Source organism: Psychrobacillus sp. NEAU-3TGS (assembly GCF_029955155.1).
Classification (GTDB): Bacteria; Bacillota; Bacilli; order Bacillales_A; family Planococcaceae; genus Psychrobacillus.
Genome location: NZ_JAPNOZ010000010.1, coordinates 316045 through 341560 on the forward strand (window position 1 = coordinate 316045; position 25516 = coordinate 341560).

The 25516-nt window shown below is 37.0% G+C and carries 26 protein-coding genes; 10 read left to right on the forward strand and 16 right to left on the reverse strand.

Features of this window, described 5'->3' with window-relative positions:
• Positions 1–29 precede the first annotated feature (29 nt).
• Positions 30–1355: a M48 family metallopeptidase gene (locus OR571_RS10150; protein ID WP_282242679.1), complete on the forward strand. Its 1326-nt coding sequence runs from the start codon at positions 30–32 to the stop codon at positions 1353–1355.
• A 36-nt stretch (positions 1356–1391) separates the two neighbouring features.
• Here the strand turns inward: OR571_RS10150 and OR571_RS10155 are convergent, their stop codons facing one another.
• Both OR571_RS10155 and OR571_RS10160 read right to left on the reverse strand, forming a co-directional pair.
• Positions 1392–4472: an AAA family ATPase gene (locus OR571_RS10155; protein WP_282242680.1), complete on the reverse strand. Its 3081-nt coding sequence runs from the start codon at positions 4470–4472 to the stop codon at positions 1392–1394.
• Positions 4469–5635 (reverse strand): exonuclease SbcCD subunit D, encoded by a 1167-nt coding sequence (locus OR571_RS10160; RefSeq protein ID WP_282242681.1) that lies wholly within the window; start codon positions 5633–5635, stop codon positions 4469–4471. Before OR571_RS10160 ends, OR571_RS10155 begins: the two co-directional genes overlap by 4 nt.
• 132 nt (positions 5636–5767) lie before the next feature.
• On the opposite strand from OR571_RS10160, the gene putP reads away from it, so the two are divergent.
• From putP to OR571_RS10195, 7 genes are all read left to right on the forward strand, one after another.
• Positions 5768–7252, forward strand: a complete 1485-nt coding sequence (putP, locus tag OR571_RS10165) for a sodium/proline symporter PutP (protein WP_282242682.1) — start codon at positions 5768–5770, stop codon at positions 7250–7252.
• Between the two features lie 245 nt (positions 7253–7497).
• Positions 7498–8550, forward strand: coding sequence for a Delta(5) desaturase DesA (gene desA, locus OR571_RS10170; protein ID WP_282242683.1), 1053 nt, complete (start codon positions 7498–7500; stop codon positions 8548–8550).
• Positions 8551–8625: 75 nt separating this feature from the next.
• Positions 8626–9762 carry a sensor histidine kinase gene (locus tag OR571_RS10175; protein WP_282242684.1) on the forward strand — a complete coding sequence of 379 codons (1137 nt, stop codon included), beginning with the start codon at positions 8626–8628 and terminating at the stop codon, positions 9760–9762.
• On the forward strand, positions 9759–10358 hold the full coding sequence (locus tag OR571_RS10180) for a response regulator transcription factor (protein ID WP_142538907.1): 600 nt from the start codon (positions 9759–9761) through the stop codon (positions 10356–10358). Before OR571_RS10175 ends, OR571_RS10180 begins: the two co-directional genes overlap by 4 nt.
• Before the next feature lie 103 nt (positions 10359–10461).
• Positions 10462–10989 (forward strand): RNA polymerase sigma factor, encoded by a 528-nt coding sequence (locus OR571_RS10185; RefSeq protein WP_282242685.1) that lies wholly within the window; start codon positions 10462–10464, stop codon positions 10987–10989.
• Between the two features lie 2 nt (positions 10990–10991).
• Positions 10992–11738: a hypothetical protein gene (locus OR571_RS10190; RefSeq protein WP_282242686.1), complete on the forward strand. Its 747-nt coding sequence runs from the start codon at positions 10992–10994 to the stop codon at positions 11736–11738.
• A gap of 70 nt (positions 11739–11808) precedes the next feature.
• Entirely contained in the window at positions 11809–11997 is a 189-nt protein-coding gene (locus OR571_RS10195) for a CsbD family protein (RefSeq protein ID WP_481900379.1), read from the forward strand.
• A gap of 33 nt (positions 11998–12030) precedes the next feature.
• Here OR571_RS10195 and OR571_RS10200 read toward each other — a convergent pair whose 3' ends face one another.
• From OR571_RS10200 to OR571_RS10235, 8 genes are all read right to left on the reverse strand, one after another.
• Complete coding sequence (locus OR571_RS10200; protein ID WP_282242687.1) at positions 12031–12828, reverse strand: metallophosphoesterase; 798 nt, start codon at positions 12826–12828, stop codon at positions 12031–12033.
• 15 nt (positions 12829–12843) lie between these two features.
• The gene (locus OR571_RS10205) at positions 12844–13467 is read right to left on the reverse strand and encodes an NAD(P)-dependent oxidoreductase (protein WP_282242688.1); all 624 of its coding nucleotides are present in this window, start codon (positions 13465–13467) and stop codon (positions 12844–12846) included.
• A 109-nt stretch (positions 13468–13576) separates the two neighbouring features.
• The gene (locus OR571_RS10210; RefSeq protein WP_282242689.1) at positions 13577–13828 is read right to left on the reverse strand and encodes a hypothetical protein; all 252 of its coding nucleotides are present in this window, start codon (positions 13826–13828) and stop codon (positions 13577–13579) included.
• Positions 13829–13918: 90 nt separating this feature from the next.
• Positions 13919–14467: a CBS domain-containing protein gene (locus tag OR571_RS10215; protein WP_282242690.1), complete on the reverse strand. Its 549-nt coding sequence runs from the start codon at positions 14465–14467 to the stop codon at positions 13919–13921.
• A gap of 20 nt (positions 14468–14487) precedes the next feature.
• The gene (locus tag OR571_RS10220; RefSeq protein ID WP_282242691.1) at positions 14488–14622 is read right to left on the reverse strand and encodes a hypothetical protein; all 135 of its coding nucleotides are present in this window, start codon (positions 14620–14622) and stop codon (positions 14488–14490) included.
• Between the two features lie 23 nt (positions 14623–14645).
• The gene (locus OR571_RS10225) at positions 14646–15428 is read right to left on the reverse strand and encodes an ABC transporter permease (protein WP_282242692.1); all 783 of its coding nucleotides are present in this window, start codon (positions 15426–15428) and stop codon (positions 14646–14648) included.
• Positions 15421–16326 (reverse strand): ABC transporter ATP-binding protein, encoded by a 906-nt coding sequence (locus tag OR571_RS10230; protein ID WP_282242693.1) that lies wholly within the window; start codon positions 16324–16326, stop codon positions 15421–15423. Before OR571_RS10230 ends, OR571_RS10225 begins: the two co-directional genes overlap by 8 nt.
• Positions 16323–16520: a PLDc N-terminal domain-containing protein gene (locus OR571_RS10235; protein ID WP_282242694.1), complete on the reverse strand. Its 198-nt coding sequence runs from the start codon at positions 16518–16520 to the stop codon at positions 16323–16325. The genes OR571_RS10230 and OR571_RS10235 overlap by 4 nt, the downstream gene beginning before the upstream one ends.
• A 203-nt stretch (positions 16521–16723) precedes the next feature.
• Between OR571_RS10235 and OR571_RS10240 the strand changes: the two genes are divergently transcribed.
• Together OR571_RS10240 and OR571_RS10245 are read left to right on the forward strand one after the other, a co-directional pair.
• On the forward strand, positions 16724–17296 hold the full coding sequence (locus OR571_RS10240; protein ID WP_282242695.1) for a GNAT family N-acetyltransferase: 573 nt from the start codon (positions 16724–16726) through the stop codon (positions 17294–17296).
• Between the two features lie 12 nt (positions 17297–17308).
• Positions 17309–18211 (forward strand): EamA family transporter, encoded by a 903-nt coding sequence (locus tag OR571_RS10245; protein ID WP_282242696.1) that lies wholly within the window; start codon positions 17309–17311, stop codon positions 18209–18211.
• Positions 18212–18268: 57 nt separating this feature from the next.
• Here OR571_RS10245 and OR571_RS10250 read toward each other — a convergent pair whose 3' ends face one another.
• From OR571_RS10250 to OR571_RS10275, 6 genes are all read right to left on the reverse strand, one after another.
• Positions 18269–19168, reverse strand: coding sequence for a phosphotransferase enzyme family protein (locus OR571_RS10250; RefSeq protein WP_282242697.1), 900 nt, complete (start codon positions 19166–19168; stop codon positions 18269–18271).
• A gap of 67 nt (positions 19169–19235) precedes the next feature.
• Positions 19236–20528, reverse strand: coding sequence for an alpha/beta hydrolase family protein (locus OR571_RS10255; RefSeq protein WP_282242698.1), 1293 nt, complete (start codon positions 20526–20528; stop codon positions 19236–19238).
• Between the two features lie 102 nt (positions 20529–20630).
• Positions 20631–21032, reverse strand: coding sequence for a hypothetical protein (locus tag OR571_RS10260; RefSeq protein ID WP_282242699.1), 402 nt, complete (start codon positions 21030–21032; stop codon positions 20631–20633).
• A gap of 2 nt (positions 21033–21034) precedes the next feature.
• A complete protein-coding gene (locus OR571_RS10265) occupies positions 21035–22999 on the reverse strand; it encodes an MMPL family transporter (RefSeq protein ID WP_282242700.1) in 1965 nt (654 codons plus the stop codon).
• A gap of 74 nt (positions 23000–23073) precedes the next feature.
• Complete coding sequence (locus tag OR571_RS10270; RefSeq protein ID WP_282242701.1) at positions 23074–24441, reverse strand: sensor histidine kinase; 1368 nt, start codon at positions 24439–24441, stop codon at positions 23074–23076.
• Positions 24438–25115 (reverse strand): response regulator transcription factor, encoded by a 678-nt coding sequence (locus OR571_RS10275; RefSeq protein ID WP_282242702.1) that lies wholly within the window; start codon positions 25113–25115, stop codon positions 24438–24440. The genes OR571_RS10270 and OR571_RS10275 overlap by 4 nt, the downstream gene beginning before the upstream one ends.
• Positions 25116–25516 lie beyond the last annotated feature (401 nt).

Below are 25516 nucleotides of genomic sequence, written 5' to 3' on the forward strand. Positions count from 1 at the left end.
ATAAATATTTTTAAGGGGAGGTAATGAAATTGTCGCCAAGAGAATTAATGTCTAATAGAGAAATGCCATATTTCGTTATTAGTCTTATTTTCAGTGTCCTATTATACATACTTGCTATCTTATCTTTATTTGGAATTGCTATCTTACTAGTTTTATTTGCTTTTTTACTCTATGCCAACATGATTATGCTTGGATCCATTCGAGGAAATGGCGTACGTATTAGTGAAAGGCAGTTTCCAGACATCTATGAACGAGTAGTCTCTTTATCTACTGAGATGGGTCTAAAAAAAGTACCCGATGTCTTCGTTATTCATTCGGAAGGTGCATTTAATGCATTTGCTACAAGATTTCTAGGAAGAAATATGGTTGTCATTTATTCAGAAGTGTTTGAGCTTGCTAGGGAACGTGGAGAGGCAGAACTTGATTTTATCATTGCGCATGAGCTTTCCCATGTAAAAAGAAGACATGTGTGGAAGAATATTTTAATCATGCCTGCTCAGTTTATACCATTTCTTTCCCAAGCATATAGTCGATCTTGTGAGTATACCTGTGACCGGGAAGCGGCTTACTATATACAAAATGGGGAAGCTGCCAAACGAGCCCTTACAATCCTTGGCGTTGGAAAACAATTATATACAGAAGTAAATGAGGATGCTTTTCTGGAACAAATTCAAACGGAATCGAATGTTGCCGTATGGTTAAGTGAAGTATTATCTAGCCATCCGCTGTTACCTAAACGAGTGCAAGCTGTTGGGAACTTTATGCAAGTAGAAGGCACATCTACATACTACTCCAATTCCACTAAAATCGCCTTAGGCATTGGTGCTTTCTTTGGAATTTTCTTTGTTTGTTATATTGCGGTTATTGCCCTAATTACAGCTGGTTCTTTAACGTATGCAAGTTTGTTTTCTGGAAGTGTATTTGATGAATTATCTGCAGAAAATGAATTATCTGCAGAAGAGGATTATTTAAATAGCGATTATTCATTGACATTAACCCCTCTCATGGAAGCTGTTTCAAATAGAGATGACAGCACAGTTAGAGATCTCCTATCTAGCGGAGCTGATTTAGAAGAGGTGGATTCGGAGAACACCACTGCTCTTCACTATGCTATTTACGGCAACGATATAGCAATGGCAGAACTATTATTAGTTAGAGGAGCTAATCCAAATACAGCCGATGATTACACAAATGCGTTAACAGCTGCATTGGAAGCTGAAAACTTGGAGATGGCTTCCCTTCTATATGAGCACGGAGCAAATCCAACAATCAAGGATCCGCAAGGCTATTCAGCCTTAGACATGCTTGGTGTGAGTAACGAAGAGGATTTTTTAAATATAATTAATAATAATTAACTAAAAGGTGAGTCTAGCAATCAGACTCACCCTTTTCTATTTAATAACAAATTTTGTTTTACTATATCCTTCTTTTGCTTTCTCTACTTCTAAAATAGCTGGCATGGATGCTTTAAGCTCCGCAACATGGGAAATAACACCAATCATGCGTCCGGATTTTTGTAAGTCAACTAATGTGTCAATTGCTTTGTTCAATGATTCCTCGTCAAGTGAACCAAACCCTTCATCGATAAACATCGTATCAATCCGAATACTTCCTTGGAAGCTTTGAATGACATCAGCCATTCCAAGTGCTAGACATAGCGATGTATTAAACTTTTCACCACCCGAGAGTGTTTTAACATCCCTCGTTTGACCTGTATAGGCATCGTACACATCCAATCCAAGTCCGCTTTGTTTGCCATGTGTCTCTTGTCGTTCACTTCGAAGCAATTGGAATTGACCATTCGACATATGCTTTAATCGCTCATTTGCAGCAGCGATGATTTGCTCTAAATATTCAATTTGCACATAACGCTCAAAGGAAATTTTCAAATGATTTTGTCCGCGTAACATATCGTATAAATCGACTATTCGATGCAATTGCTGCTCTAATCCCGCAATTCGTTCGCTTGTAGCAACAATTTTTTCCTCTAATATACGTCCTGCTTTTTCATATTCTTTTGTGCTATTTAAAGCATTTAGCGCTTGTTCGTATGTTTCCTTTAACTGAACAAGTTCTTCTTCTAATGGTGCAAGCTCAACTTTCACTTTCTTAGCTAGCTGTTGTCTTCCTTCTTTTACTTGCTCTGTTAACGTATGAACCGTTTGTTTATACGCCATGCATTGTTCTTTTAGCACCATTCGTTCTTTTTCGGATAGCTTAGCTGCTTTATATGCATCAACCGATTCAAAAGATGCTCTTACTAGTGCTTCTTGGAAGTTCTCAAACGCTTTATCATGCTTTTCTTTTGTTTCCTTTTTAGCCGCATCAGCATGTTCAAGCGTTAAAATTGCTTTCGTACAATCATCTTGAGCAGACTTCAGTCTATTCTGTGCTTTCTCCCATGCATGTTCTAATGCTTCTTTTTGTCGTCTGGCCTCCAGCAATTGAATTTGGAGCTCCTGTAAACTGGAGATATGTGCTGGAATCGCTGTTTTTTTCGATTCATATACGGCCTTTGCTTGTTCTAATAGTCCGTTTTGTTGTTGATAATTCATCTCCAACTGATTTTTTTCTTGTTCCAACTCCTCAACTTTGGCAAGCAAGTCTTTATAAGGTTGTTTTAAGAAAGAGAGCTTACTTTTTTCTACTCGAAGTGTAGACACATCTGTTTCTAACTGTTTTAATTCCCCTGACACTTGCTCTGCTTGTTCCATATTAACTTGGAGCTGCTCTAATCGCTTTTGTAGATTTTGTAGCTGATTGTTTGATGCTTCTTTGTTTGCAAGTATGGTTAACCATTTTGTTTCTTGTTGTGTTAACCTTTCTTTTAGAAGGCGTAATGCTTCTTCGTTCACAGACTCTTCATGCGAATCCACAATAGTTGTATGATGCTCCTTACTGCCACAAACGGGGCAAGGTTCACCTGGAAGTAGTTTGGATGCTAAAATGCTCGCTTGGTTGCTCATCCATTTTCGTTCTTCTGTGTCATATGCTTTTTTCATTTCCCGAAAGAGGCTCTGTTGTTCTATTTCCTTTTCCATAAGTGCTTGTAATTCTTTTTCTTTCGCCAAGGATTCTTGAATTGCGGTGTGCTGCTCCTGTAATAGGCTAAGTTGTTGAACTTTTGTATCAAGCGGCTCCACAAGGTCTTCTAGCTTATCTATGACAATTTTTTGCTCTGTAGTAGTTTCTTTTTCTTTGCGGAAAAGTACCGATTTCTCGTTCAATTGATTTTTTACCGATGCTGTACTTTTCTCCAGCAAAAGCATTTCTCTTTTCTTTGTTTCCAGTTCTTCAAATAAAGGTACTAGACCGTTTAATTGAAGAACAGTTTCGACACTTTTCTCACGAACTCCTTTCTTACTTACCTCATCGTTATAGACAATATTTACTTTCTTGAGGGTTTCTTCTGCTCTAGTCATTTCATCTCGAGCTAATTCAAACAACGTTTCTTTGTTTTGTACTTCCTTTTGGAGATCCGAATAATAAGTTTCAATTGCTTCTATCGTACTCGCACGTTCGGCTGCTTCTACTTGTCTTTGTTTGTGAGCGTACACTTCATTTTGTTCTTTTAAACTTTCAAGTTGCTGTTCTTTTGTTTGAAGCTCTTGGAATCTTTCGTTTGTCGCTTTTGCTTCATAATAGGCAACTTGTTTCGCTTCGTGTTGTGTGTAAGCCTCTTTATACATGGATTCGTCTAGCCGAATCTTTTCTTTGTAAAAGTTCGTTTCTTCTTGCAAAGCATCGACTAATTGATACGTGTTAAAGCTACTAGACTCGATCAATTCAAACACACTCGATTCTCGCACTGGAAAGGAAGCTAAAATTTGCTCGGTATAACCATTTCGCGTTAGCTCTTCTTTTTTTAGTTCCGCTTCTGCAATAAGTTTTTTGTCTTTCAACTTCTCACTAATCATTTTATACGGTTCTGTTTTGAATATTTTACGTAAAATAGCTTCTTTGTTTTCCGTTGGGGAAGTGAGAAGTTTTCTAAATTCACCTTGGGGTAGCATCACAATTTGGCTGAATTGGTCAAGTGTTAGTCCTATTATTTCTTCTACTTTTTTATTAATTTCGGATACAATTTGTCTCTCGACTACCGGTACATCTCCTGTTTCTTGTAATTCGAAAAATTCATAGCGTTCGCCAGTTGCACTTTTATTTCCTTTTTTCACATGGGAAAGCTGTCGTAAAATGCGATACTTTTGGTTATGTATTTCAAATATCAACTCGACAGCAGTATGTGTATCGTCTGTAGCAAAATCGCTTCGCAATATTTTAGTATCGCGTCTATCTTCACCGCTTCCAGACCCATATAATGCAAAACAAATTCCATCAAAGATAGTCGTTTTACCAGCTCCGGTTGCACCGGAAATAACAAATAGGCGATTGTCTTTTAACTCTGTAAAATCAATCGTCTCCGAAAACTTATATGGACCAAAAGCGGTCATTGTCAGTTGAAGTGGCTTCAAGCTTTCTCTCCTCCTTCTCGTTCTTCCAGGATTGTTTGGCCAAGCACCTCTTTAAATAATTCCTCTGTTTCCTCCGTAGGCATTTTTCCGCTTAGTTCTTCATAAAATGCTTGAAACAGCGTAAAGTCGTCCATCTTTCTTCGAGGCATTGTTTCACTGTCCGCAGCTGTAATTTGTGCGCGAAATACTTTTCTTTCCACATGCATTGCATTCGGATAGACTGTTCGGATTTGTTCCATCGGCGATAAAATAGGCGTCTCATCGAGCAGTTTCACAAAAACAAAATCTTCACTTACTGGTTGCTTTAATATATCTTGCATATATCCTTCTACTGTCCGCATATCACGATTCGGTGTTAATAATCTCTTTTCTATCGTTACATTTCCTACTTCATCCAGTTCCACTATAAAGAAACCTTTTTTATGATGCTCTTCTGAAATGGAGTATTTTAAAGGAGATCCCGCGTATTGAATCGTCTCGTTTAAAACATAGTGTGCCTGGTGAAGATGTCCAAGGGCCGTATAATGAAAGTTTTTAAAAAGGGCTGCATCTACATACTCTGCTCCTCCTATTGCAAGTGGACGCTCTGATTCACTCGTATTATCTTCCTCTTGCCCATGGGGAGTTACGAATGCATGTCCTACAAAAACATGTCTTATCGAAGGATCTGCTTGTTTTTCTATTTCCTTTATGATTGCTTTCATCGCAGTTTGATGACTTGTAACAGACTCATCCTCTAAAATATGACGTACTTGAGAAGGATCAGTATATGGGATTAAATGAAAGCAAACTTCACCGTATGCATCTTTTAATATGACTGGTTTTGGTTCTTTTGTTAGTTGACCTACTATATGTAAACCTGTTTCTTTCATCAGTTTACTTCCAAAGTTCAATCGTCCAGGGCTATCATGATTTCCTGCAATACTAAGCACAGGAGTGTGCCGTTTTAAAACGATTTCGGCGAGCATTTCATCTAGTAAATTTACCGCGTCTGTAGGCGGAACAGCACGGTCATATAAATCACCAGCGATAATAACAGCGTCCGGCTTTTCTTGATCGATAGCTTTTATAAATTGTTTTAATACAAATTGTTGTTCTTCCGTCATGTATACACCTTGCACTAGTTTTCCTAAGTGCCAGTCTGCTGTATGAAAAAATTTCAATGCAAAGCCCCCTTTCGGTATTCAATATGTCTATTTTAACAGATGAAAACGCTTGTAAAATATGGAATTATCAAAAATTTCAGTGCACCTTATTCTTTGACATGTTATTATGTTTGTGGGAGGAGGATGTTTATGTCATCAGAAGCTTATCAACTAACAGCCATAATAATTTATATGGTTGCAATGCTAGCTATAGGCTGGTATTCGTATAGAAAAACGTCCAACTTAACAGATTACATGCTTGGTGGTCGTTCACTAGGTCCTGCTGTTACTGCATTAAGTGCAGGCGCTGCAGATATGTCCGGTTGGTTACTAATGGGATTACCTGGAGCCATTTATCTTTCAGGTATGGGACAGGCGTGGATCGCAATTGGTCTTACAATTGGTGCTTATCTAAACTGGTTATTTGTTGCACCAAGACTGCGTGTATATACACAAGTATCTAATGATTCTATTACAATTCCAAGTTATTTGGAGAGTCGTTTGAAGCAGTCGTCTCGCTTATTACGAGTGGCATCCGGTATTATTATTTTGTTATTCTTCACGTTTTATGTATCTTCAGGAATGGTATCAGGCGGAGTTTTCTTTGAAAGCTCATTTGGCCTAGATTATCACACTGGTCTATTAATTGTTTCAGGCGTAACTGTTGCCTATACATTGTTCGGAGGCTTCCTAGCAGTTAGTTACACAGATTTCCTTCAAGGTCTTCTAATGTTCCTTGCGTTAATTTCTGTACCGATTGTGGGAGTATTTACAACAGGTGGATTAGGTGAAACAATTGAATCTATTAAAGCTGTAAATCCGACGCATCTAAGTCTTTTTGCAGGTACATCCTTAGTCGGTGGAATTTCTGCCGTTGCTTGGGGACTAGGTTACTTTGGTCAACCGCATATTATCGTTCGCTTCATGGCAATCAGCTCTGTAAAAGAAACCAAACAAGCACGTCGTATCGGTATTGGCTGGATGATTCTAAGCCTGGGCGGAGCAATTGCTACTGCTTTAGTTGGGGTTGCTTACTATCAACAGAATCCAGGATTAAGTCTGGATAATCCAGAAACTGTATTCATCGCACTTGGACAAATAATATTCCATCCGTTCATTGCAGGTATTATGCTTGCAGCTATTTTAGCTGCTGTTATGAGTACAATTTCTTCACAATTAATCGTTACATCGTCTGCATTAATAGAAGATTTATACAAAGCAGTTATTAAAACAGATGCTCCAGATAAAACGTATGTACTCTATGGACGTATCGCTGTACTTTTAGTTTCACTAATCGCTTTAGCTGTTGCATGGGATCAAAATTCAACCATTTTAAAACTTGTTTCTTTTGCATGGGCAGGTTTTGGAGCAGCATTTGGTCCAATTATTTTACTAACACTTTACTGGAGAAAGATTACTTCAGCGGGTGCTTTAGCAGGTATGATAGTCGGAGCTATAACTGTATTAGTATGGGGCACGAATAAAGCACTTTCAGCTGCTTTGTATGAAATCGTTCCTGGGTTTATTTTAGCATTAATTGCTGCAGTAGTTGTCAGCTTAATGACGTATAAACCTAACGCTGAGATTGATAAAGAATTCGATGAAACAGTACGTTTATTAAAACGGGATCGATAATAAATAATAGAGGCTGACCGATTATATCGGTCAGTTTTTTTGTTGAATTTAAACTATCCTAGAGGAAATTTCTCGCTATTTTAGTTGTTTACCTATCTACCTCTAAGCTAAAAGTTCTAATGAAATATTTATACTTAATTCCCTATATGACACTTGTCATACTTAAGACTTGACGTTTATGTCTACTCCTAATAACAGCATACCTTTATAGTTAGGGTAATGATTCTCTTATAGGAGGAATACTAATGAGCAGAGAAAAAACACTTGAATTACGCAAAAATGTAAAGCCATTTGAAAACTCTGAGTTGAAAAAGAGTATTGTTCAACTTATTAATACAATTCCACCATTTTTTATCCTTTGGTTTTTAGCCTATATGAGTTTAGATATTTCTGTTTGGCTAACAATTGCTCTATCTATAATCGCTGGAGGTTTCGTTATTCGTGTTTTCATTATTTTTCATGACTGCACACATGGTTCTTTCTTTAAAAATAAAAAAGCAAACAATATTACTGGTACAATAACAGGAATTATTACGTTATTTGCCTATGAAAAGTGGAAACGTGAACATAATATCCATCACGCAACGAGCGGTAACTTAGATAAACGCGGTGTCGGTGATATATGGATGATGACTGTAGAAGAATATATTGAAGCTACTCCAATGAAGCGACTTTCTTACAGACTGTATCGAAATCCAATTGTTATGTTCGGTCTAGGACCTGCATTACTATTTTTAGTAAGCAATCGTTTTAATCGAAAAGATGCTCGACCTAAAGAGCGTAATAACACGTATTTGATTAACATTTCAGTTATTGTTATTTATTCTCTTATGGTTTGGTTAATAGGTTGGCAAGCATTTGCAATTATTCAAGGAACGATTCTTTTCGTTGCTGGTTCACTAGGTATTTGGTTGTTCTATGTACAGCACCAGTTTGAAGATTCGTATTTTGAAGATGAAGCTGATTGGGATTATGTAAAAGCTGCTGTTGAAGGAAGTTCTTATTATAAATTACCAAAGGTTTTACAATGGGTAACTGGTAATATTGGCTTTCACCATGTGCATCATTTAAGTCCAAGAGTTCCTAACTATAACTTAGAAAAAGCACATGAATCGACTCCACCTTTACAGAAAGCAACAACGATCAATCTTCGGACTAGCTTACAATCTATCCGGTTCCGCTTGTTTGATGAAGCTAACAAAAACTTTGTAAGCTTTAAAGAAATTAAACACTTACTCAAACAACAGAAGCATTCCGCTATGCTACATGCTAAAAATGCAACAACCGAAGGAAAATAGGCCTTTAGCAAAAACCATTCCATTGTAACGAGGAATGGTTTTTCCTTTATAATAAAGAAAAGTGAGGTGTATTCGTTGCCAAAATGGTATCAGATTTTCCCTAAATATCCTTGGTTAAGTATTTACGCTTGGATTGTTTTTTGTATTTTTCCTTTCTTTTTTATATTTAAATCAAGCACTCCTATAGAAATTGTCGTTGGATTAACTTTAACGATTTTATTTTTTATTGCTTACCGTCTATCATTTACTTCTACCGGCTGGCTTTTATATGTATGTGTAGCTATCGAAATAGCTATTAGTGTAACGATGACTCTACTTTTTGGTTATATTTACTTTTCTATCTTTTTATCTTTCTTTATTGGCCATATACAGCATAAAATCAGTTTTTTTATCATCTATAGCGTCCATATAGTGGCTATCATAGTAGCTGTCATTATCGGCTTCTTTATGCAAACAGAACTTTTTCTATCCCATCTTCCTTTTTTAATAGCCTGTTTAATAGGAGTAATTTTATTACCTTTTAATACGTATAACCGAAATAAGCGAGAAATGTTAGAGGGACAACTAGAAGATGCCCAGAAACGAATTGCTCAATTTACCATTATTGAAGAAAGAGAACGAATTGCGAGAGACTTACATGATACACTCGGACAAAAGCTATCGCTCATCGGGTTAAAAAGTGATTTGGCAGGTCGGCTTATCGAAAAAAATCCACAAGCGGCCAAAAATGAAATTAATGATATTAACCAAACAGCTCGCTCTGTTTTGAAAGAAGTACGGGAACTAGTCGCAAATATGCGAGGAAATAAGCTCGAAGATGAACTTTTTCGAGTGAAACAAATACTTCTCGCTGCGGAGATTTCCTGCAATGTGAGCGGAACATTAGAACTAAAAAATACTCCATTACTTGTCGAAAATGTACTTAGCATGTGCTTAAAAGAAGCGGTCACAAATGTGGTAAAACATAGCAATGCTACTTCATGTTCAATCTCGATTAAACAATCCAAAAAAGAAACATTACTCAACGTGCATGATAACGGTGTAGGGCTCGATATGAAAGACGACTGGACAAAAGGACATGGCCTTCGCGGTATAAAAGAAAGATTGGAGTTTGTGAATGGCAGTTTCGACATCCACACCAAAAACGGTACTACGCTGAATATACGAGTGCCCATAGTAATTCAACAAATAAGACAGGAGGAACAAACATGATACGAATTGTCATTGCGGAAGATCAACGAATGGTATTAGGAGCTCTAGGTTCACTTTTAGATTTGGAAGAGGATATGGAAGTTGTCGGAAAAGCAAGTAATGGAGAAGAAGCCTTGAAGTTAATCGAAGAACTGCAGCCTGATATTTGTATTATGGACATTGAGATGCCAGTCAAAAGTGGACTAGATGCTGCGGAGCAACTGAAAGAAAGTAATTGTAAGGTCATTATTTTAACCACTTTTGCAAGATCTGGCTATTTTGAACGTGCACGAAAAGCTGGAGTAAGTGGTTATTTACTAAAAGATAGTCCGAGTGAAGAACTTGCGAATTCTATCCGTATTATTATGGATGGTCGCCGTATCTATGCACCGGAGCTAGTTGATATTGCTTATGAAGGTGAAAATCCTCTTACAGAGCGTGAAAGCCAAGTGCTGGAACTTATCGCGAATGGTAAAAACACAAAAGAAATTGCAAAGGAACTTTATATTACTACAGGTACTGTTCGCAACTATATTTCCGTTATTTTGGATAAGTTAGATGTAGGCAATCGAATTGAAGCGATCGCCAGATTTAAAGAAAAAGGTTGGTTTAAATAGTCGTTTTCACTGCTTAAAGTATTTACTTTAAGCTTTTTTTATTTCCACTAAACTTTTTGCTCCCTCAAAGGGTATATATAAGTGAAAGGAGTGAACAAGTTACATGCATGAGGATATTTTGAAAGAGATTAAAAAAGGAAATAGAGATGCATTTCGCCATCTTTACGATGAGTATGCAGGTTATGCACTACGAACTGCAAAAGCGATTACTCGTAACGACGAACTTGCAAAAGACGCAGTGCAGGAGGCTTTTATTCGTGTATACCGTAATATATCTTCATACGATTCTACACTTTCTTTTGGTGCTTGGTTTTATCGAATTTTAGTCAATGAATGTAACCGACTTTTATCAAAGGAAAAAAAGGTAGTACCTATAGATACTTCATTAATGGAGGGAAACCCGCAGCTAACTGAGCCTTCTGAAGAAGGAGTTACCGATTTGTATGGAATTATCCAGCATTTGGCTGACCTGTACCGGATACCACTATTACTGAAATATATAAAGGGATTCTCTGAAAAAGAAATTGCAGATATTCTAAATCTAAATCAAAATACCGTAAAGTCAAGGCTCTTTAACGGAAGGAACTTGTTAAGGGATCAACTCAGCCTGATGGAAATGGAGGGAAAATAAATATGGACCATATGGATGAGCGAATCAAAAAAGAAATACTCAAACACACCGAGGATTCGATAGATCAGTTAAAAGACGAAATTTGGAGCCATTTAGATCAAGAGCTTTTTCAAGAAAAAAGCAGAAAGAGGATAAAAATGAGAAAGAAATCCAAAGTTATTCCATTCATTATTACTGCTGCAGCTGCGGTAATGATCTTATTTACCACACAAACAGACACTGGAATGGCCTTCATTAAACAAATAAAAGACATATTCGTACCAGAAAAAGAAATTATACAAAGCATTGAAGGTACTGAAGAGCCAACAGATGTGGTTCTCCAAGAAGGTAAAGATGCAGAATATGTGATTTACATTGACGAAGAACGCTATAAACTTATAAAAGGCGAGGACTCTGATATTATTACAACTAAAGAGCCTTTAGAAGAAAGATATCCAGAAGTTTCGATGACAATTGAACAATTTAAAAATATTACTCCTGAAGATATTGTGGCTTCAAAAGAAACAGAACTTGCTTCAGAGTATTCAAAAGTGACGGCAACGGAATCTGTAAGCGATCCGGTAGAAGGCTTTAAACTGCACGCGATTGATGGAGGTACCGAGTGGGATAGCCCTGTTACAAATGTATATGTAATAGACAATAAAAACGGTGGAAGTTTTGTTATCACCGAAAAATACTTCCTAGAAGCTGCAGAAGGTCATGGAGCAAGATTCTACGCGATGTTGCAGGAATTTAAAATTGTAGAATAGGTTATATAGTTTCATACTTATCCCACTTGGGTATATATCTTATAGAACCATAATTTGAGGAGGAATACACATGAGTGGATTATCAGACAAATTAAAGGGTACTGTAAACAAAGTAAAAGGTGAAACTAAAGATCAAATTGGTAAAGCAACCGATGACGTGAAGCTACAAGCTGAAGGTAAGCTTGATAAAGTAAAAGGTGAAGCCCAACATGAATTTGGGGAATTTAAAGAACGATTGGATAGTAAAGATAATAGATAATTACGAGCCCCCTACTAAACTGTAGGGGGTTTATTATGTAGCTTTTAATGTAACTACGACAATTTCTGGTGTATTAAACACCCTCACCGGAAAAACACTATTTCCTAGTCCCCTACTGACAATCATTTTCGTATCCTGCTCCTCATAAACACCTGCAGTATACTTCGGAAATAACCCTTGGCCCGGTGCAGCTAACCCACCTAGACCAGGTATACGAAATTGCCCTCCATGAGCATGCCCTGAAAATACAAGATCAACTCCACTATCCACATAATCCTCAAACGTTTCTGGACGGTGCGACAGCACTAGCGTGTAGTTATCCATTTTATCGAACTTGTTCAATGACTCCCCAACTGATACTCCATTCAATGGATCTTCAATTCCTACAATGCGTAACTGCTCTCCATCTTTTTCTAATATTGTTTCTTCATTTGATAATACGTTGACACCTAAATCAGCCAATGAAGCTTTAATATGATCTACATCATTTGTAGCAATTTCATGATTACCTGTCACATAATAAATAGGTGCAAGCGAAATAATTTGCCTCACCAAATCTAAGCTGTTTTCCAAATCATAACGATTGCTATCTATCAAATCTCCTGTCAGGAAAATAAGATCCGGGGATGCATTTCGCACTTTTTTGGCAAGTTTTTCTTGGTTTTCTCCAAATGTTGCATCATGTAAATCAGAAATTTGTACAATCTTTAAGCCATTAAATGCTGTTGGAATTTTTTCTGATTCGATTGTAATTTTGGTTGTTTTAATCCCATAATTCCCTATATATAAAGCAATTGCTATTACAATTAATCCTACTAACCATTTTTTCATTTATTTTCTCCTAAATTATTCGGGACTAATAATTCCTACTCTATAACCAATATGTTTATTCTCGATTAATTCATTATATGCAAATAAAGCTGTATCACCTGTTGTCGTTCGAACCGCTCCAACTGGTAGTCTATCTCTTTCGATTATATAAGCATTGGTCACATCACCGCTCGGCAAATAAGTTGGACAAACAATCGTCCAATCTAGCATGGAAGCACTTAACATATGGAATACCTGATGGTGTTCTTTTGCGGCAACTTTTGATCTCTGTTTGGATTCGGATGATTCATATCGTAGTAGCTCCGGCTCAATCCTACTGGCCAATATTCCCGCTGTTCCAATCGTTATTATACGACGGATATTCCGACTTTTCATCGTTGCAATAATATGTGTAATAGACTCTGTTAATACTGTCGTCTGGTCGGTCCCAAGGGCACTTATCACCGCATCTGCATATTCTAATGCTCGTTCTATATCCGCTCGGTTTCTTGCGTCCCCTTGTAGGACGGTCAACCTATCATGAGGTTGCACCTTCTCCAAATCTCTTACTAGCACTGTTACTTCTATGTTTTTTTTCAATAGTAATAAAAGAATGTTTCTTCCAACGCGTCCAGTAGCACCAAATAAAGCAATTTTCATTTCTGCTCACTCCTCTCATGTAATTATAACAAAAAGAAAAAAGTATCTCTGTATAGAACTACAAAGATACTTTTTCATGTCGAATTATATTATTTCCTGGGAAATATACTTATAATGAACTCGTAGAGATAATTAATGCAAAAATAGCACCATAAAAAATTATAATAAGTACAATACTAATAGCCATCCAAATAAGTGATGCCCGAGCATAGTTGCGACGTTTGTCAGGACTTCCAAATCCCCAGATAAAGAGCATGACGATGTTAACGATTGGTATAATCATAATAAGCATCGTAATTAGCCACTCGCCTACTGACATATCACCAACCGGCTTCTGTTGAATATTTTCATACTGTTCCAAAATTAGTCCTCCTTTACCTTTAATGTGTGACACTTCCATTTTACTCGAAAAAGGAAGAGAAAAGACGAATTTTGGAAAATTTTTTCTCCATTATTTAATTTTCATCAAACTCATTGGTGTCACAATTCCAATCAGTTTGTTATTTGGCTTGCCATCTTCCGTGATTAGCAGTGCTTCTAAACGGCGCCCCCTCGTTACTGCTTCCTTGAAAATTTCCAATGCTTCATAAACAGATTCCTGCTTAGCGACGAATTGATGATTTTCTCTGTCATTTTCATGTGCAAGAATTTCTCCTAGAGTCGTTCGTGATCTAGAAAACTCTTTAGACTCCACCACGCTAGCCATCCACATGGTAATTCCAACTGGTGTGATTAGCCCTTTAAACTGCGTACCATCATATACCGGAAATTGGTTATACTTTTTATCTTTAATTACTTTTAACGCATAACTCAATGAATCCGTTTGTTGAAACATCGTTACATTCGTTCGAAACATGCTTCCAACTGTAATGGGAGTCCTCAAAGCCGTTTCTATTTCTTCCATTTTGAGAACGACATCTTCATGTGGCTCTGCAATCGCAAATTCCATGGAGGTGCGATTATGAATGATTGCATTCCGAAGATCACCGTATTCTCGCAAATCTGCTTCATATTTTCTTATTACTGCATTCTTTTTTTTGCATAATCGATTAGTCGAAAAAATGCCATATGCTCCTGTGTTCCGATAACATCTTTCATTAGTTGGTCTATTCGATTATATGCTGTAACAAATCGATCAGAATTGTGAGTTGGCATTTTTTTCACCTCAAACTAGTTTTTTAAATTTTTGTCTTAGAAATATTTCTTTTAGCGAAATAAACTGCCCCGAATATCAATAAAACAACTAATAATAAAGTAATGATTAAACTCCATGTAAACGGTGTTTTATCTACGCTTCCACTTAATACATATCCCGCATACATAGGTATTTTCCAAGGAGAAATTGTCCAGTACGCTCCAAGCAAAGCATCAATAAACTGAAAAAATAAAACAAGTGCAAGAGATACAACGGAAGCAATTGCAGTAGAAAATGCCGCACTTGAGAACAAAACAACGCTAACAACAAATAAAAGCCAAACAATATACGTTCCAAGAAAACCTACAAACGCACCTGCATCCACCGGGCCAAATAGAACATTTGTATAATATAAATTTGCTAGCAAACCAAGTATGACACTACCAATTACTAGTATGCACATCATACTAAACTTACTATACACATAGCTTGCATACGAAATCGGGCGAACATATAAAAATGTGGCATTTCCGTTCTTCCGTTCTCTTGAAATAATGCCTGCAAATCCAAGCGTGATTACAAGCATCCCGATAAACTGGTACTGACTGACCGTAGCCATGACGATTTGCTCAGGAGTGAACTCAGGAAATGGAAAAACAGTTCCTTCAGGCATATTTCCTACTGCGTTCAGTATTTGTGGTAAATAATAATTGGTTAAAGGCTCCGTAATACCAAACAACAAAAACACAAGGGGAATCCAAAGAATTTTAAAATTACGTAAATTTTCTCGCCACTCTTTTTGAAATAATACTGAAAAATTATTCATCCTTATTCACCACCTGTAAAAAAATTTCTTCCAAACTAGCTGTCGCTCGCTCTACTTTTAATAAACTTAACTGACTATCCGCAAGTACACGCAGTACTTCGTTCATCACTGGTTTTTCCTCTTCTAAATGGATAAAAGCAATGGAATCTTCCTGTCTAGCTGGCCAAGGAGAAATTTCTACAAACTTTGCTGCTTCCTCAGTAGAAATGAAGTAAATCTTGTACATCGGATTTGCATATTTTTCTCGCACCTGCTGCATAGATCCCTGCTCCACTAATTTTCCTTTTCGTAAAAATACTAATTGATCGGTCATTTCTTCTGCGTCATTTAAAATATGAGTCGAATATAAAATGGTCGTTGTTTCTTGTAATTCTTTTAGTAAATTCATTATTTCTCTTCTACCAATTGGATCTAATGCAGATACCGGTTCATCTAATAGTAATAATGCTGGTTTATGAACGATCGCTTGAGCAAGACCTAGCCGTTGTTTCATACCTCCAGAAAATGTACCTGTTTTTTTGTTTTTTACATCTGAAAGACCTACAAACTCAAGTGTTTTTACCGCCTCCTGTTTTGCTATTTTGTGATCAACCCCACTTAACTTCGCTGCCATTTCTGTGAATTCAAGTGCCGTTAACCAAGAATAAAACTTCGGATACTGTGGCAAGAATCCGATTACTTTTCGAATATCTTCTGTTACTTCTCCATCAAATACAATGGTTCCATTCGTTTGTTTTAATAATCCTGCAAGCATAGATAAAGTTGTTGTTTTCCCTGCTCCATTTGGTCCAATCAGTGCGGTCGATGTGTTTTTCAGTAACGAAAACGTTAGATCGTCCACCGCTTTTTCTTTTCCATACTGTTTTGTTAAGCCTTGCATATGCAATAATGTTTTCATTCATTTCGTCTCCCTACAATGAAATAGATAATTGGTCCAATTAAATTTCCTAAAACAATGATCAGCGCCCACAACCATTTTGGCCCATTCGTGTTACTTACCCGGGTTAAGTCGATAATGGCAACAAGCATTAGTATTAATTGAATAATTATGAACGGCAATATAAGCATCCACGGAATTGATTCGAGATCCATTTTAATTCCCCCCTTTATTTCACTTCTTGTATTCTACTACATATAGAACAAAAAAGTTTCAAAAATTTTTACTTTTTCTAAAATACCCAAACAAAGTTGATTTCCACATGCTTAAAGACTAACAGGACATTCTTCATTTCCTCTATCATAGGCGCTTCTGCTTTTGTTCTGTTATAATATTTCATTGGGAAGGTGGATGAACAATGAACATTTCTATTCGAAACGCACGTAAAGAAGATGCTCCGGAAGCTGTTCCGCTAATTATGGAAGCTATTGGAGACATTGCTATGCAACTTACGGGGGAGACAGAGGAAGCAAAAGTTATTCAAGAATTTGAGCATTTGTTTACTCGTACAGATAATCGACATTCTTATTTATATACGTATGTTGCAGAAATGGAAGGATCAGTTGCTGGCGTGCTCGTGTTTTATTCAGCTGAGCAGGCTACTACTCTCGATGCAAATTTGGAAGAATATCTTTCTAATAAAAAGGGAGCTGCAGTTAAAATAGACCCCGAAACATTACCTGGGGAATGGTATGTAGATACGGTTGTAGTGAACCCTACTTATCGCGGTCAAGGTATTGGTACAAAGCTTTTAAATCATGCCGAGCAATTAGTAAAAAGCTTTGGTGGCGGCAAACTATCTTTAAATGTAGAAACAGAAAAATATGCCGCGATTAGCTTGTATAATCGACTGAGTTTTGATAATGTATGTCCTTGGACAATTATCGGTGAACCTTTTTATCATATGGTAAAAACAGTAAGACCCGATTAAAGGAGAAATTTTATGAAATCATGGATTTACCCACTGATGGTCGTTTTTGCGGCCAGCTCATATGGGACTTTGTCAACAATGGTGAAACTTGCAATTGGAGATGGCTATACAGCCTCTGAAGCCGTTGCGAGTCAATATATTGTAGGTTTTCTTTTAGCTTTAATTATTTATCTTGTAACACAACGAAAGCTGCCACGTTTATATGGTGGAGGTAAAATTATATTATTAGCAGGTATCTTTACAGGTTTGACAGGTATCGTTTATGGACAAGCGCTAATTTACTTGCCTGCTTCCCTGGCGGTTGTAATGCTATTTCAATTTACATGGATTGGCACGTTAATCGATTGTATTATAAGAAGAAGATTGCCGACGAGACCAGAAGTAATTTCGCTTATTATTTTATTTATCGGAACGATTTTAGCTGCTGGTGTTCTTGATGTCGATTTAAGTGGCATTGACTGGAGAGGTTGGGTGTACGGATTTGCAGCTGCAGTTTCGTTCTCTTTAAATATGAACGTCAACACGAAGCAAGTAGAAGGGATGAACACAACGACTCGTCTATTATTTGTTTCGTTTATCGCAGCTGTGATGATTGCTATTTTCCAAAGCCCTGAAATTATGTGGAACGGGAAATTATTTACCGAATCCCTACTATTTTACGGACTAGCTCTTGGACTACTCGGCATTATCGTTCCCATTTACTTATTCGTAATTGCTGTTCCAAAAGTCGGAGGAGCAGTATCCTCTATATTAAGTGCGATGGAGTTACCAGTAGCGGTCATTGTTTCAGTACTTGTTTTAAGCGAAGCATTGTCATGGCTACAAGTGCTAGGAATTATCGTCATTTTAGTTGGTATGTCTATTCCGACACTTGCTACCACGTTAAAAAACAAAAAACGGCAAACTGCTTCATAAGTTACGATTAAAAGAGTCTAATTCATACTAGAATTTAGACTCTTTTTGTTTAACTTATTACACATAGTTAGAAAAATCACTAATACCTGCATACGGTGTCTTGTTTCTAATCTTTTCTTCCAAATCTAGCAAAGTATAGCTTTGCCATTCCTCTAAATTGTTCTTGTCCCATTTCTGCGTAAATAGTTGGTATAAAAAGATCTCTCTCAGTTTCAGGAATATAGGAATTTGAGTTACAACGTCCTTATGAAGCAAATTTTCTGCTTGATAACCTCTAAAAAAATGGTTCATATATGTCTTGGAAAAAGCTTTTGCCTTTCCGTTGAAAGAGCTATGCTGCCAATATGCATGATAGAAGGCAACCGCTATATCTTGTGCATACCAATTGAATGCACAGTCATCAAAGTCAATCGTCGTAACAATACCATCCTTTGTCATAATTAAATTTCCTTGATGAAAATCATTATGAATCAGACCAAATACATTTTCCGTACTATCAAACTCGCGTAAGCTTTGCATCAACTCGTCGTAACCATTTCTTAACCAAGAGGATAAATTTTCTCTTATACAAAACACATCCGTATTTTCAACTGTCCAAACAGGACGATGCATTTCTTCTACTTTAAATCTTTTTGACAGAACATGCATCCTTCCTAAAGACTTTCCCCATTGTTCAAATACTTTTTCATTCCAATGGAATCCATTTGTCACATCGATCCTATCGCCCTTAACAAATTCAAAATATGTCCTTATCCGACCGTTTTCCTCTTCTAAATTTATATCTGGCTTGGGAACGACAACTCCATGTTCGGAAAGGAAATTCATCCATTCAATTTCCTGTAAAATCATTTCCTTCGTTTTTCTTTCATTGGATATCCTTACTACTTTTTCTTCTTCCTCTAGATAAAAAATATCGTTATGAAACCCTCCATCTAGCCGGACCCACTTTTCTCTCATTCCATTTCCCCCTATAACAAAAACGCTGAAATCCTATAAGTTCAGCGTTTTTGATTGAAATCATCATTTATTTTACATATACCTGTAAGAACTTGACTATACCGTCTATTAAACCTTTTGCTAACGGGAGATCTGGATTGGAATAAGTAGCGATATTGCCTTCTAGATCTGCAGGTGCTTCTTTCAATACATGATTCATTTTATCAACAATGAGCAAATCAGAGCCTTTCTTTGCTTCGTGTAATAGCTCTGCATCCTTTACCGGCACTTGAATATCTAATGTTCCGTTCACTAGCAGTATAGGTTTGTTTAACTTTTGTAGCTGTTCAGTAGGGTCATACTGTAACCAAGATATCATATAGGGTTGAACCGATGAACGGAATACACTTTGTAATTCCGGACTCACTGTTTTCACTTGCTCACCTTGTTTTAACTTTTCCAGAGTTTTAGTGGATTCTTGCAATAGGTTTGCTGGCAATTGTGCCTGTAGTTGTTCTAGAAGCACCTTATCGATAGGTCTTCCAGCACCAGCAATGGAAATGAACGCGTCCACATCTGCTTTTTGGCTAGCCACCATCCCAATTAAAGAACCTTCACTGTGACCGATTATTCCAATCTTCGAAAAGCGTGCATCATTCTTTGCAAATTGTACCCACGCAGCCGCATCATCAATGAAATGGTCAAATCGTAAATCTTCTTCCTTGCTAGCTAAACTTGCATTTTTCCCAACTCCACGCTTATCGTAGCGAATAGTTGCCACGCCTTCTTTTGCTAAATCTTCCGCAAGCATTTTTAAGCTATTATTTTTTCCTGGCAATGCAATTGAATTTCCGTTACGGTCGGTTGGACCAGAACCAGCAATAATGACCATAAGAGGGAAAGGTCCTTGGCCTGCAGGAACTTCTAGTTGGCCAGACATCATTCCACCCTCTACCTGCACTTCCACTAAACGATCCTCTTCTACTTCCTCTTCTTTACTTCCCTTCGCCAACTCAAAAGGGAAAGTCTGCCCTTGCTGTGTAAAGGTCCCTGTCATCTTTTCTTGTTCTACTTTACCATCAAATGTTAACTTTTGACCTTGGATGTTCATATCAAACAATATAACTGACTCATTTAAAGTCACATTTGTTAATGGATAATCGTTTAGACCTTGTACTGGAATACTAATCATCCCTTTGTCCTCTTCGAATTCTACTGTGATTGGTAGTGGTTGATTGGGAATATTAATGGAACCTTCCCATACACCTTTTATATTTTCTAGCGACTCCATCTCTGACCCCTCCTCTTTTTTCTTACTACATGCAGCAAGTAACAAAAAGACCATTGCTACTAAAGAAAAAACAACGGCAAATTTCCTCATAAAAACCCCTCCGCTATTGTTATATATATAATATAACAATAGTGAGATAGAGAGTAAAGCTTGGGGAATTCCATTAAGGTTAAAATAAAAAAGAAGCGCAGATTAAACCGCACTTCTATCTTTTTCTACTTTAAAAGTCACCAATACAAATATGGCAAAGCTAATTAATAAGATAGTTCCACCTACAATATACGCGATTAATGCAACTGCCTCATTCACATTAAATGGCTGTATAAACTGTAAATACATTCCTAATGTCAATCCAACCGCTCCAATAATAGCAGCCCAACTATGAACAGCTACTAGCTTAGGAGATTTAATCTTATACAATTTATAAAACAAACCATATACAAATAACGATAACCATCCTACTAGTAAAATATGTGCATGAATTGGACGTAACGCATAAGATCCTGCCCCTGCCATATGAGAACCTAGATAGGCCCCTAGTAACCCAAATAGTGCCCCTGCACGTATTAATCGTAAACTCCATCTTTCTTGCATCTTCATTTCCCCCTCTTTGTAATCGTTAATAAGGCTGGTAATAATAATGGTCTAACGATAAACGTATCTAATAGCACACCTACTGCGACAGCAAAACCAAATAATTTAAGTTCCATGACTGGCTGTGATATTAAAACAGCAAATGTAGCCGCAAGTATTAAACCTGCCGACGAAATAACACTGCCTGTTTTTTCAACCGCCTTCGCAATTGCTTCTAGTTCGCCATATTGTTTTCGTTCTTCTTTCAACCTACTCATTAACATGATGGAGTAATCTACCCCTAATGCTACTAAGAATACAAATGTATACAGTGGTATTCGATAACTAAAGGACTTATACTCAAAAAACACATCAAAAATCCAAGTAGAGAATCCTAAAGCCGCTCCGAATGATAACAAAATAGAAAACATCATCAACAACGATGCCCGAATCGATCTAGTTTGTAATGCAAGCATTAATCCAATGAGTACCGTCATTAAGCCCATTACGAGTAATGTATCTCTATTATTAATACCGCGGATATCTACTTGTTTCACTGTTTCTCCACTTACTAAAACATGTTGATCTTTCAGTTCATTTCTAATCGTTTCCACTTCATTCAAAGCTTGCTTGCTATAAGGATTTGCATTTAATATGATGGAAAACTGCGTATACTTATCGCTTTCTGAAGTCGATGGCCACACTTGGCTTATAAGTGGTCTCTTTTCTAACTTCTCTTGAATACCTATTATTACTTTATCGTCTTTTGATTTTACTAAAATGGTCGTTGGTGCTATTTCCCCTTCTGAAAATGCTTCTCCTAGCTTTGCAAAACCTTCTCTGGAAGATAATTCTTCTGGGAAAGAGGCCAACAAATCATAAGAATAGACGATAGTCGTTGCATGCCATGTGCCAATTCCAAGTAGAAGGAGAATCGGTATTGCAACTTTCGATGGTTTTTTTGTACTTACATTTCCCGCATTTGCCCAAAACTTCGTTGTTTTTTCTCTCTTTTTCGGTGTTTTCACAAGTGCAAACAACGCTGGCAATAAAGTAAGCCCCGCGATTAGCATGATGATTACTGCAATGGCAAATACTGGAGAAAAATTACGATACGGTTCATATATCGCAAACGCAAGTGTTGCTACTCCTGCTAAAATAGTGCCACCACTAAATAGAATAGTTTCCTTAGTTTTAGATAGTGCTACCTTCATATCTTGCTCTTCTTTATATCTCGCATATAACAAAAGTGAATAATCGGTAATGACCGCAAACAATAAAATCATCATAATTGATAACGCCTGGTTTTCAATTGTAATGGATGTAAACTTACCAGTAAGACCAATCAATCTATCCACTACTCCGTACACAATTCCAGCTCCAACCAGTGGAATGATTGCAAGGATGAATGAACGATAAATAACAATTAAAAGGATAAATATAATCGCTACTGTTGCTAAAAGTAAAACGATATCAGCCTGTGAAAACAGCTCGATTGTATCACTTGCTATACCAGCAGGCCCCGTGTAATAAATACTAAAACCAGCCGGGATAATGTTAGAAACATCCTTTTTAATCTCTTTCACTTGTTCATGTATCTCTTTACTCTCTAATTGCCCTTCTAAAACTAGCGGAATAAAAAATGTTTTTTTATCCTCCGAGACAAACGAAGCACGATGTTCCAAAGGTATTTTTGAAAACTGTGGTATGCCCGGGTAATTCTTCTCCATTAACGTGAGAATACTTTGGATTTCCTCATCTGTAGCCCCCTTATCTTTTTCAAAAACTATTAGAAGAGGTATTCCCTCACTACTAGAGAAATTTTCTTTTACTATTTTATCAGCTTGAATGGATAAAGCTGTTTCTGGTAGACCTGCATTTTGGGATGTACTTGCAACTTCTTTACTTGATGGTGCAAGAAAAGAAAGTAATCCTACGATCACTAACCAACTCGTTAATGTTATAAGCCAAGTACGCTTGTTTTTCATTTCGCTACCCCCTTTAAGATTTCCTTACAGGGGTAACTATACATTTCGAAAGTGAACAGAAGATGAACAGATGATTACATCTTCTTTAGTTGGATACTAACCTTTGTTCCATGGGGTTCCACATTTTCAAATGCAAGCGTACCATGATGCGATTGTATGACTTCCTTTACAATAGCAAGACCTAACCCGCTTCCCTCTACTTGTGTTGACCTTGCCTCGTCCTCTCGATAAAATCGTTCTGTCCATTGCCCATAATCTGTATCTTTGTTTCCAATACCAGTGTCCTGTATGATGACTTCCACATATTCCGAATTTTCGTTCATCGAAATTTGTATTTCTCCCGGAGTATAATTGTATTTGACTGCATTAGAAATTAGATTTTCCCAAGCGTACTCCAACATCTCTCTATCGCCATCTACCTCTACTTTTTTCAAATGCAATTGGATTGAAATACTTTTTTCATCTAGCAACCATCTAAATTTCAAGATAACTTGTTTTAGCTGCTCATCCAATTGAAATGGCTCTTTCTTTACTCTAGTATTTGCTTGATCGAAGGAAGTGAGCAATAATAACTGCTTCATTAAGCCCGATAAACGCATAGCCTCTTTTCGAATGATTTCTGCGTAATTTCCATTTAGCTCTTCATTTTCAAGTAAAGCTGCATATCCTTGTATGTTTAATAGTGGTGTTTGAAAATCATGTGATACTCTAGCAATAAACTCTTTTTTATAGCGATCACTGGCTTCCAATTGCTTTACCATATTCCTGAAGCTATCTGCCAATTGACCAATTTCATCTCGTTGATTTACTAGAATAGGCACTTGGAAGTCTTCATTTGCTATCTTATTCGTGGCAACCGTAAGTTTTGTAAGAGGATCAATCATCCGCTTAGCAACGATCAACATAGCAATAATACTAATGATAATCATTGCACCAGCAAGGCCCCCTAATAGTAAATGGATTTCATTAAATAGAAACTTTATATTGGGCCTTTGAAAAAGTGCATACTTTTTCTGATCATATGTGAATGGAACTCCGACCGTATTAGTTAACTCGTTTGAAAAGTATCCCGTTATAAACGTCTCTTTCGGAAACTCTCGCATCCCGTGATATATCTCACCATCTAAAACACTATTCACTATGGCATCAGGTATTTCACGGACTCTGAAATCACCACCATAGAACTGCTCTACACCTTCTTCATCCACGATGTATATTTGATACCCCGCATCTCCCATCATCTGTAGAAGTGGCGTTATGCCGTCTAGATCAGACGATTCGATGAGCTTTACCATAGAACTAGCTACTTCTACGTTTTTTTCATCATTTTTCTCTTTTAAATTTTGATGATAAAACGTATTTACAATCATAAAACCAATTGTCCCACTGGCAAACATAATAAGAAGTGTCATCCATACAAATTTACTATATAAAGTTTTCATGTATGCATTCCTTCTAATTTATATCCAATCCCCCGAACCGTCTTAATCTGCACGTCAGTTTGAGTTTTAGCTAAACGTTCCCGTATTCGTTTGATATGTACACTTAGTGTTTGTTCTTCCCCTTCAAAGTCGATTCCCCAAACAGCTTCGATTAATTGATCACGAGTGAATACTTGGTTTGGTTTTGAAGCAAGCTTTGACAGCAATTCAAATTCCTTTAAAGGTAAAACCAGTAATTCTTCTCCTATTTGCACCTCGAAGCTCTTTCTATTGATCAACATATTTCCTACTTGTATATTTGCATCACTTGTTTTATCGTATCTTCTTAATATTGCACGGATACGAAATAATAATTCTTTCGGTTCAAATGGTTTTACTAAATAATCATCTGATCCTGCTAAATATCCTTTTTCTTTATCTTCTAAGCCGCCTTTTGCTGTTAGTAATAGAACAGGAAAGTCATACTGCTCTCGAATAATTTTAGTTAAAGTCAAACCATCCATCTCTGGCATCATCACGTCCACTATTGCAAGATCTGGCATTTCTTTTTCGATTAAAGCTAACCCTTCTTTTCCATTTCTAGCTTTCACAACTCTATATCCAGTGTTCGATAAAAAAATGGATATTAACTCTAATGTATGTATATCGTCATCTACTGCCAATATTACAACCATACTGGGGCCCCTCTTATATCTATATTATGTCTAACCCAAAAATGCACGACAACAAGCACATCTTAATACTTAATTTGTCTAATAGCAAGTAACAAAAGGGGAAAGAAGTGTACACTAAGATTTTCGCGACAGTCCGCGAAAAAAGTATAGATATCTCATGCGCTTATAATTCTTTGGTATCCGCTCCTAAACAAATGCCTTGCGCTCATACGGACGTCTCATACGCTCGTATATCTTTTGTACCCGCTCCTAGCAGAAGTCTCGTACGGCAATTTCGGCAAGCTTTAAGACATATTGTCCCTATACTAAGTTCAATTTTAAAATGACATTGCGTATATTACTTGTACTAAGTTATCTACATGTATAGAGTTTTATTATTTTCTAAGCACAAAAAAAGTCGT

Excerpts from the sequence above, each read along its gene's own strand:
- putP (WP_282242682.1), top strand. The coding sequence starts at position 5,768 with ATGTCATCAGAAGCTTATCAACTAACAGCCATAATAATTTATATGGTT.
- desA (WP_282242683.1), top strand. The coding sequence starts at position 7,498 with ATGAGCAGAGAAAAAACACTTGAATTACGCAAAAATGTAAAGCCATTT.
- OR571_RS10180 (WP_142538907.1), top strand. The coding sequence starts at position 9,759 with ATGATACGAATTGTCATTGCGGAAGATCAACGAATGGTATTAGGAGCT.
- OR571_RS10185 (WP_282242685.1), top strand. The coding sequence starts at position 10,462 with ATGCATGAGGATATTTTGAAAGAGATTAAAAAAGGAAATAGAGATGCA.
- OR571_RS10190 (WP_282242686.1), top strand. The coding sequence starts at position 10,992 with ATGGACCATATGGATGAGCGAATCAAAAAAGAAATACTCAAACACACC.
- OR571_RS10195 (WP_481900379.1), top strand. The coding sequence starts at position 11,809 with ATGAGTGGATTATCAGACAAATTAAAGGGTACTGTAAACAAAGTAAAA.
- OR571_RS10200 (WP_282242687.1), bottom strand. The coding sequence starts at position 12,828 with ATGAAAAAATGGTTAGTAGGATTAATTGTAATAGCAATTGCTTTATAT.
- OR571_RS10205 (WP_282242688.1), bottom strand. The coding sequence starts at position 13,467 with ATGAAAATTGCTTTATTTGGTGCTACTGGACGCGTTGGAAGAAACATT.
- OR571_RS10220 (WP_282242691.1), bottom strand. The coding sequence starts at position 14,622 with ATGCCAACTCACAATTCTGATCGATTTGTTACAGCATATAATCGAATA.
- OR571_RS10225 (WP_282242692.1), bottom strand. The coding sequence starts at position 15,428 with ATGAATAATTTTTCAGTATTATTTCAAAAAGAGTGGCGAGAAAATTTA.
- OR571_RS10230 (WP_282242693.1), bottom strand. The coding sequence starts at position 16,326 with ATGAAAACATTATTGCATATGCAAGGCTTAACAAAACAGTATGGAAAA.
- OR571_RS10235 (WP_282242694.1), bottom strand. The coding sequence starts at position 16,520 with ATGGATCTCGAATCAATTCCGTGGATGCTTATATTGCCGTTCATAATT.
- OR571_RS10240 (WP_282242695.1), top strand. The coding sequence starts at position 16,724 with ATGAACATTTCTATTCGAAACGCACGTAAAGAAGATGCTCCGGAAGCT.
- OR571_RS10245 (WP_282242696.1), top strand. The coding sequence starts at position 17,309 with ATGAAATCATGGATTTACCCACTGATGGTCGTTTTTGCGGCCAGCTCA.
- OR571_RS10250 (WP_282242697.1), bottom strand. The coding sequence starts at position 19,168 with ATGAGAGAAAAGTGGGTCCGGCTAGATGGAGGGTTTCATAACGATATT.
- OR571_RS10255 (WP_282242698.1), bottom strand. The coding sequence starts at position 20,528 with ATGAGGAAATTTGCCGTTGTTTTTTCTTTAGTAGCAATGGTCTTTTTG.
- OR571_RS10260 (WP_282242699.1), bottom strand. The coding sequence starts at position 21,032 with ATGCAAGAAAGATGGAGTTTACGATTAATACGTGCAGGGGCACTATTT.
- OR571_RS10265 (WP_282242700.1), bottom strand. The coding sequence starts at position 22,999 with ATGAAAAACAAGCGTACTTGGCTTATAACATTAACGAGTTGGTTAGTG.
- OR571_RS10270 (WP_282242701.1), bottom strand. The coding sequence starts at position 24,441 with ATGAAAACTTTATATAGTAAATTTGTATGGATGACACTTCTTATTATG.
- OR571_RS10275 (WP_282242702.1), bottom strand. The coding sequence starts at position 25,115 with ATGGTTGTAATATTGGCAGTAGATGACGATATACATACATTAGAGTTA.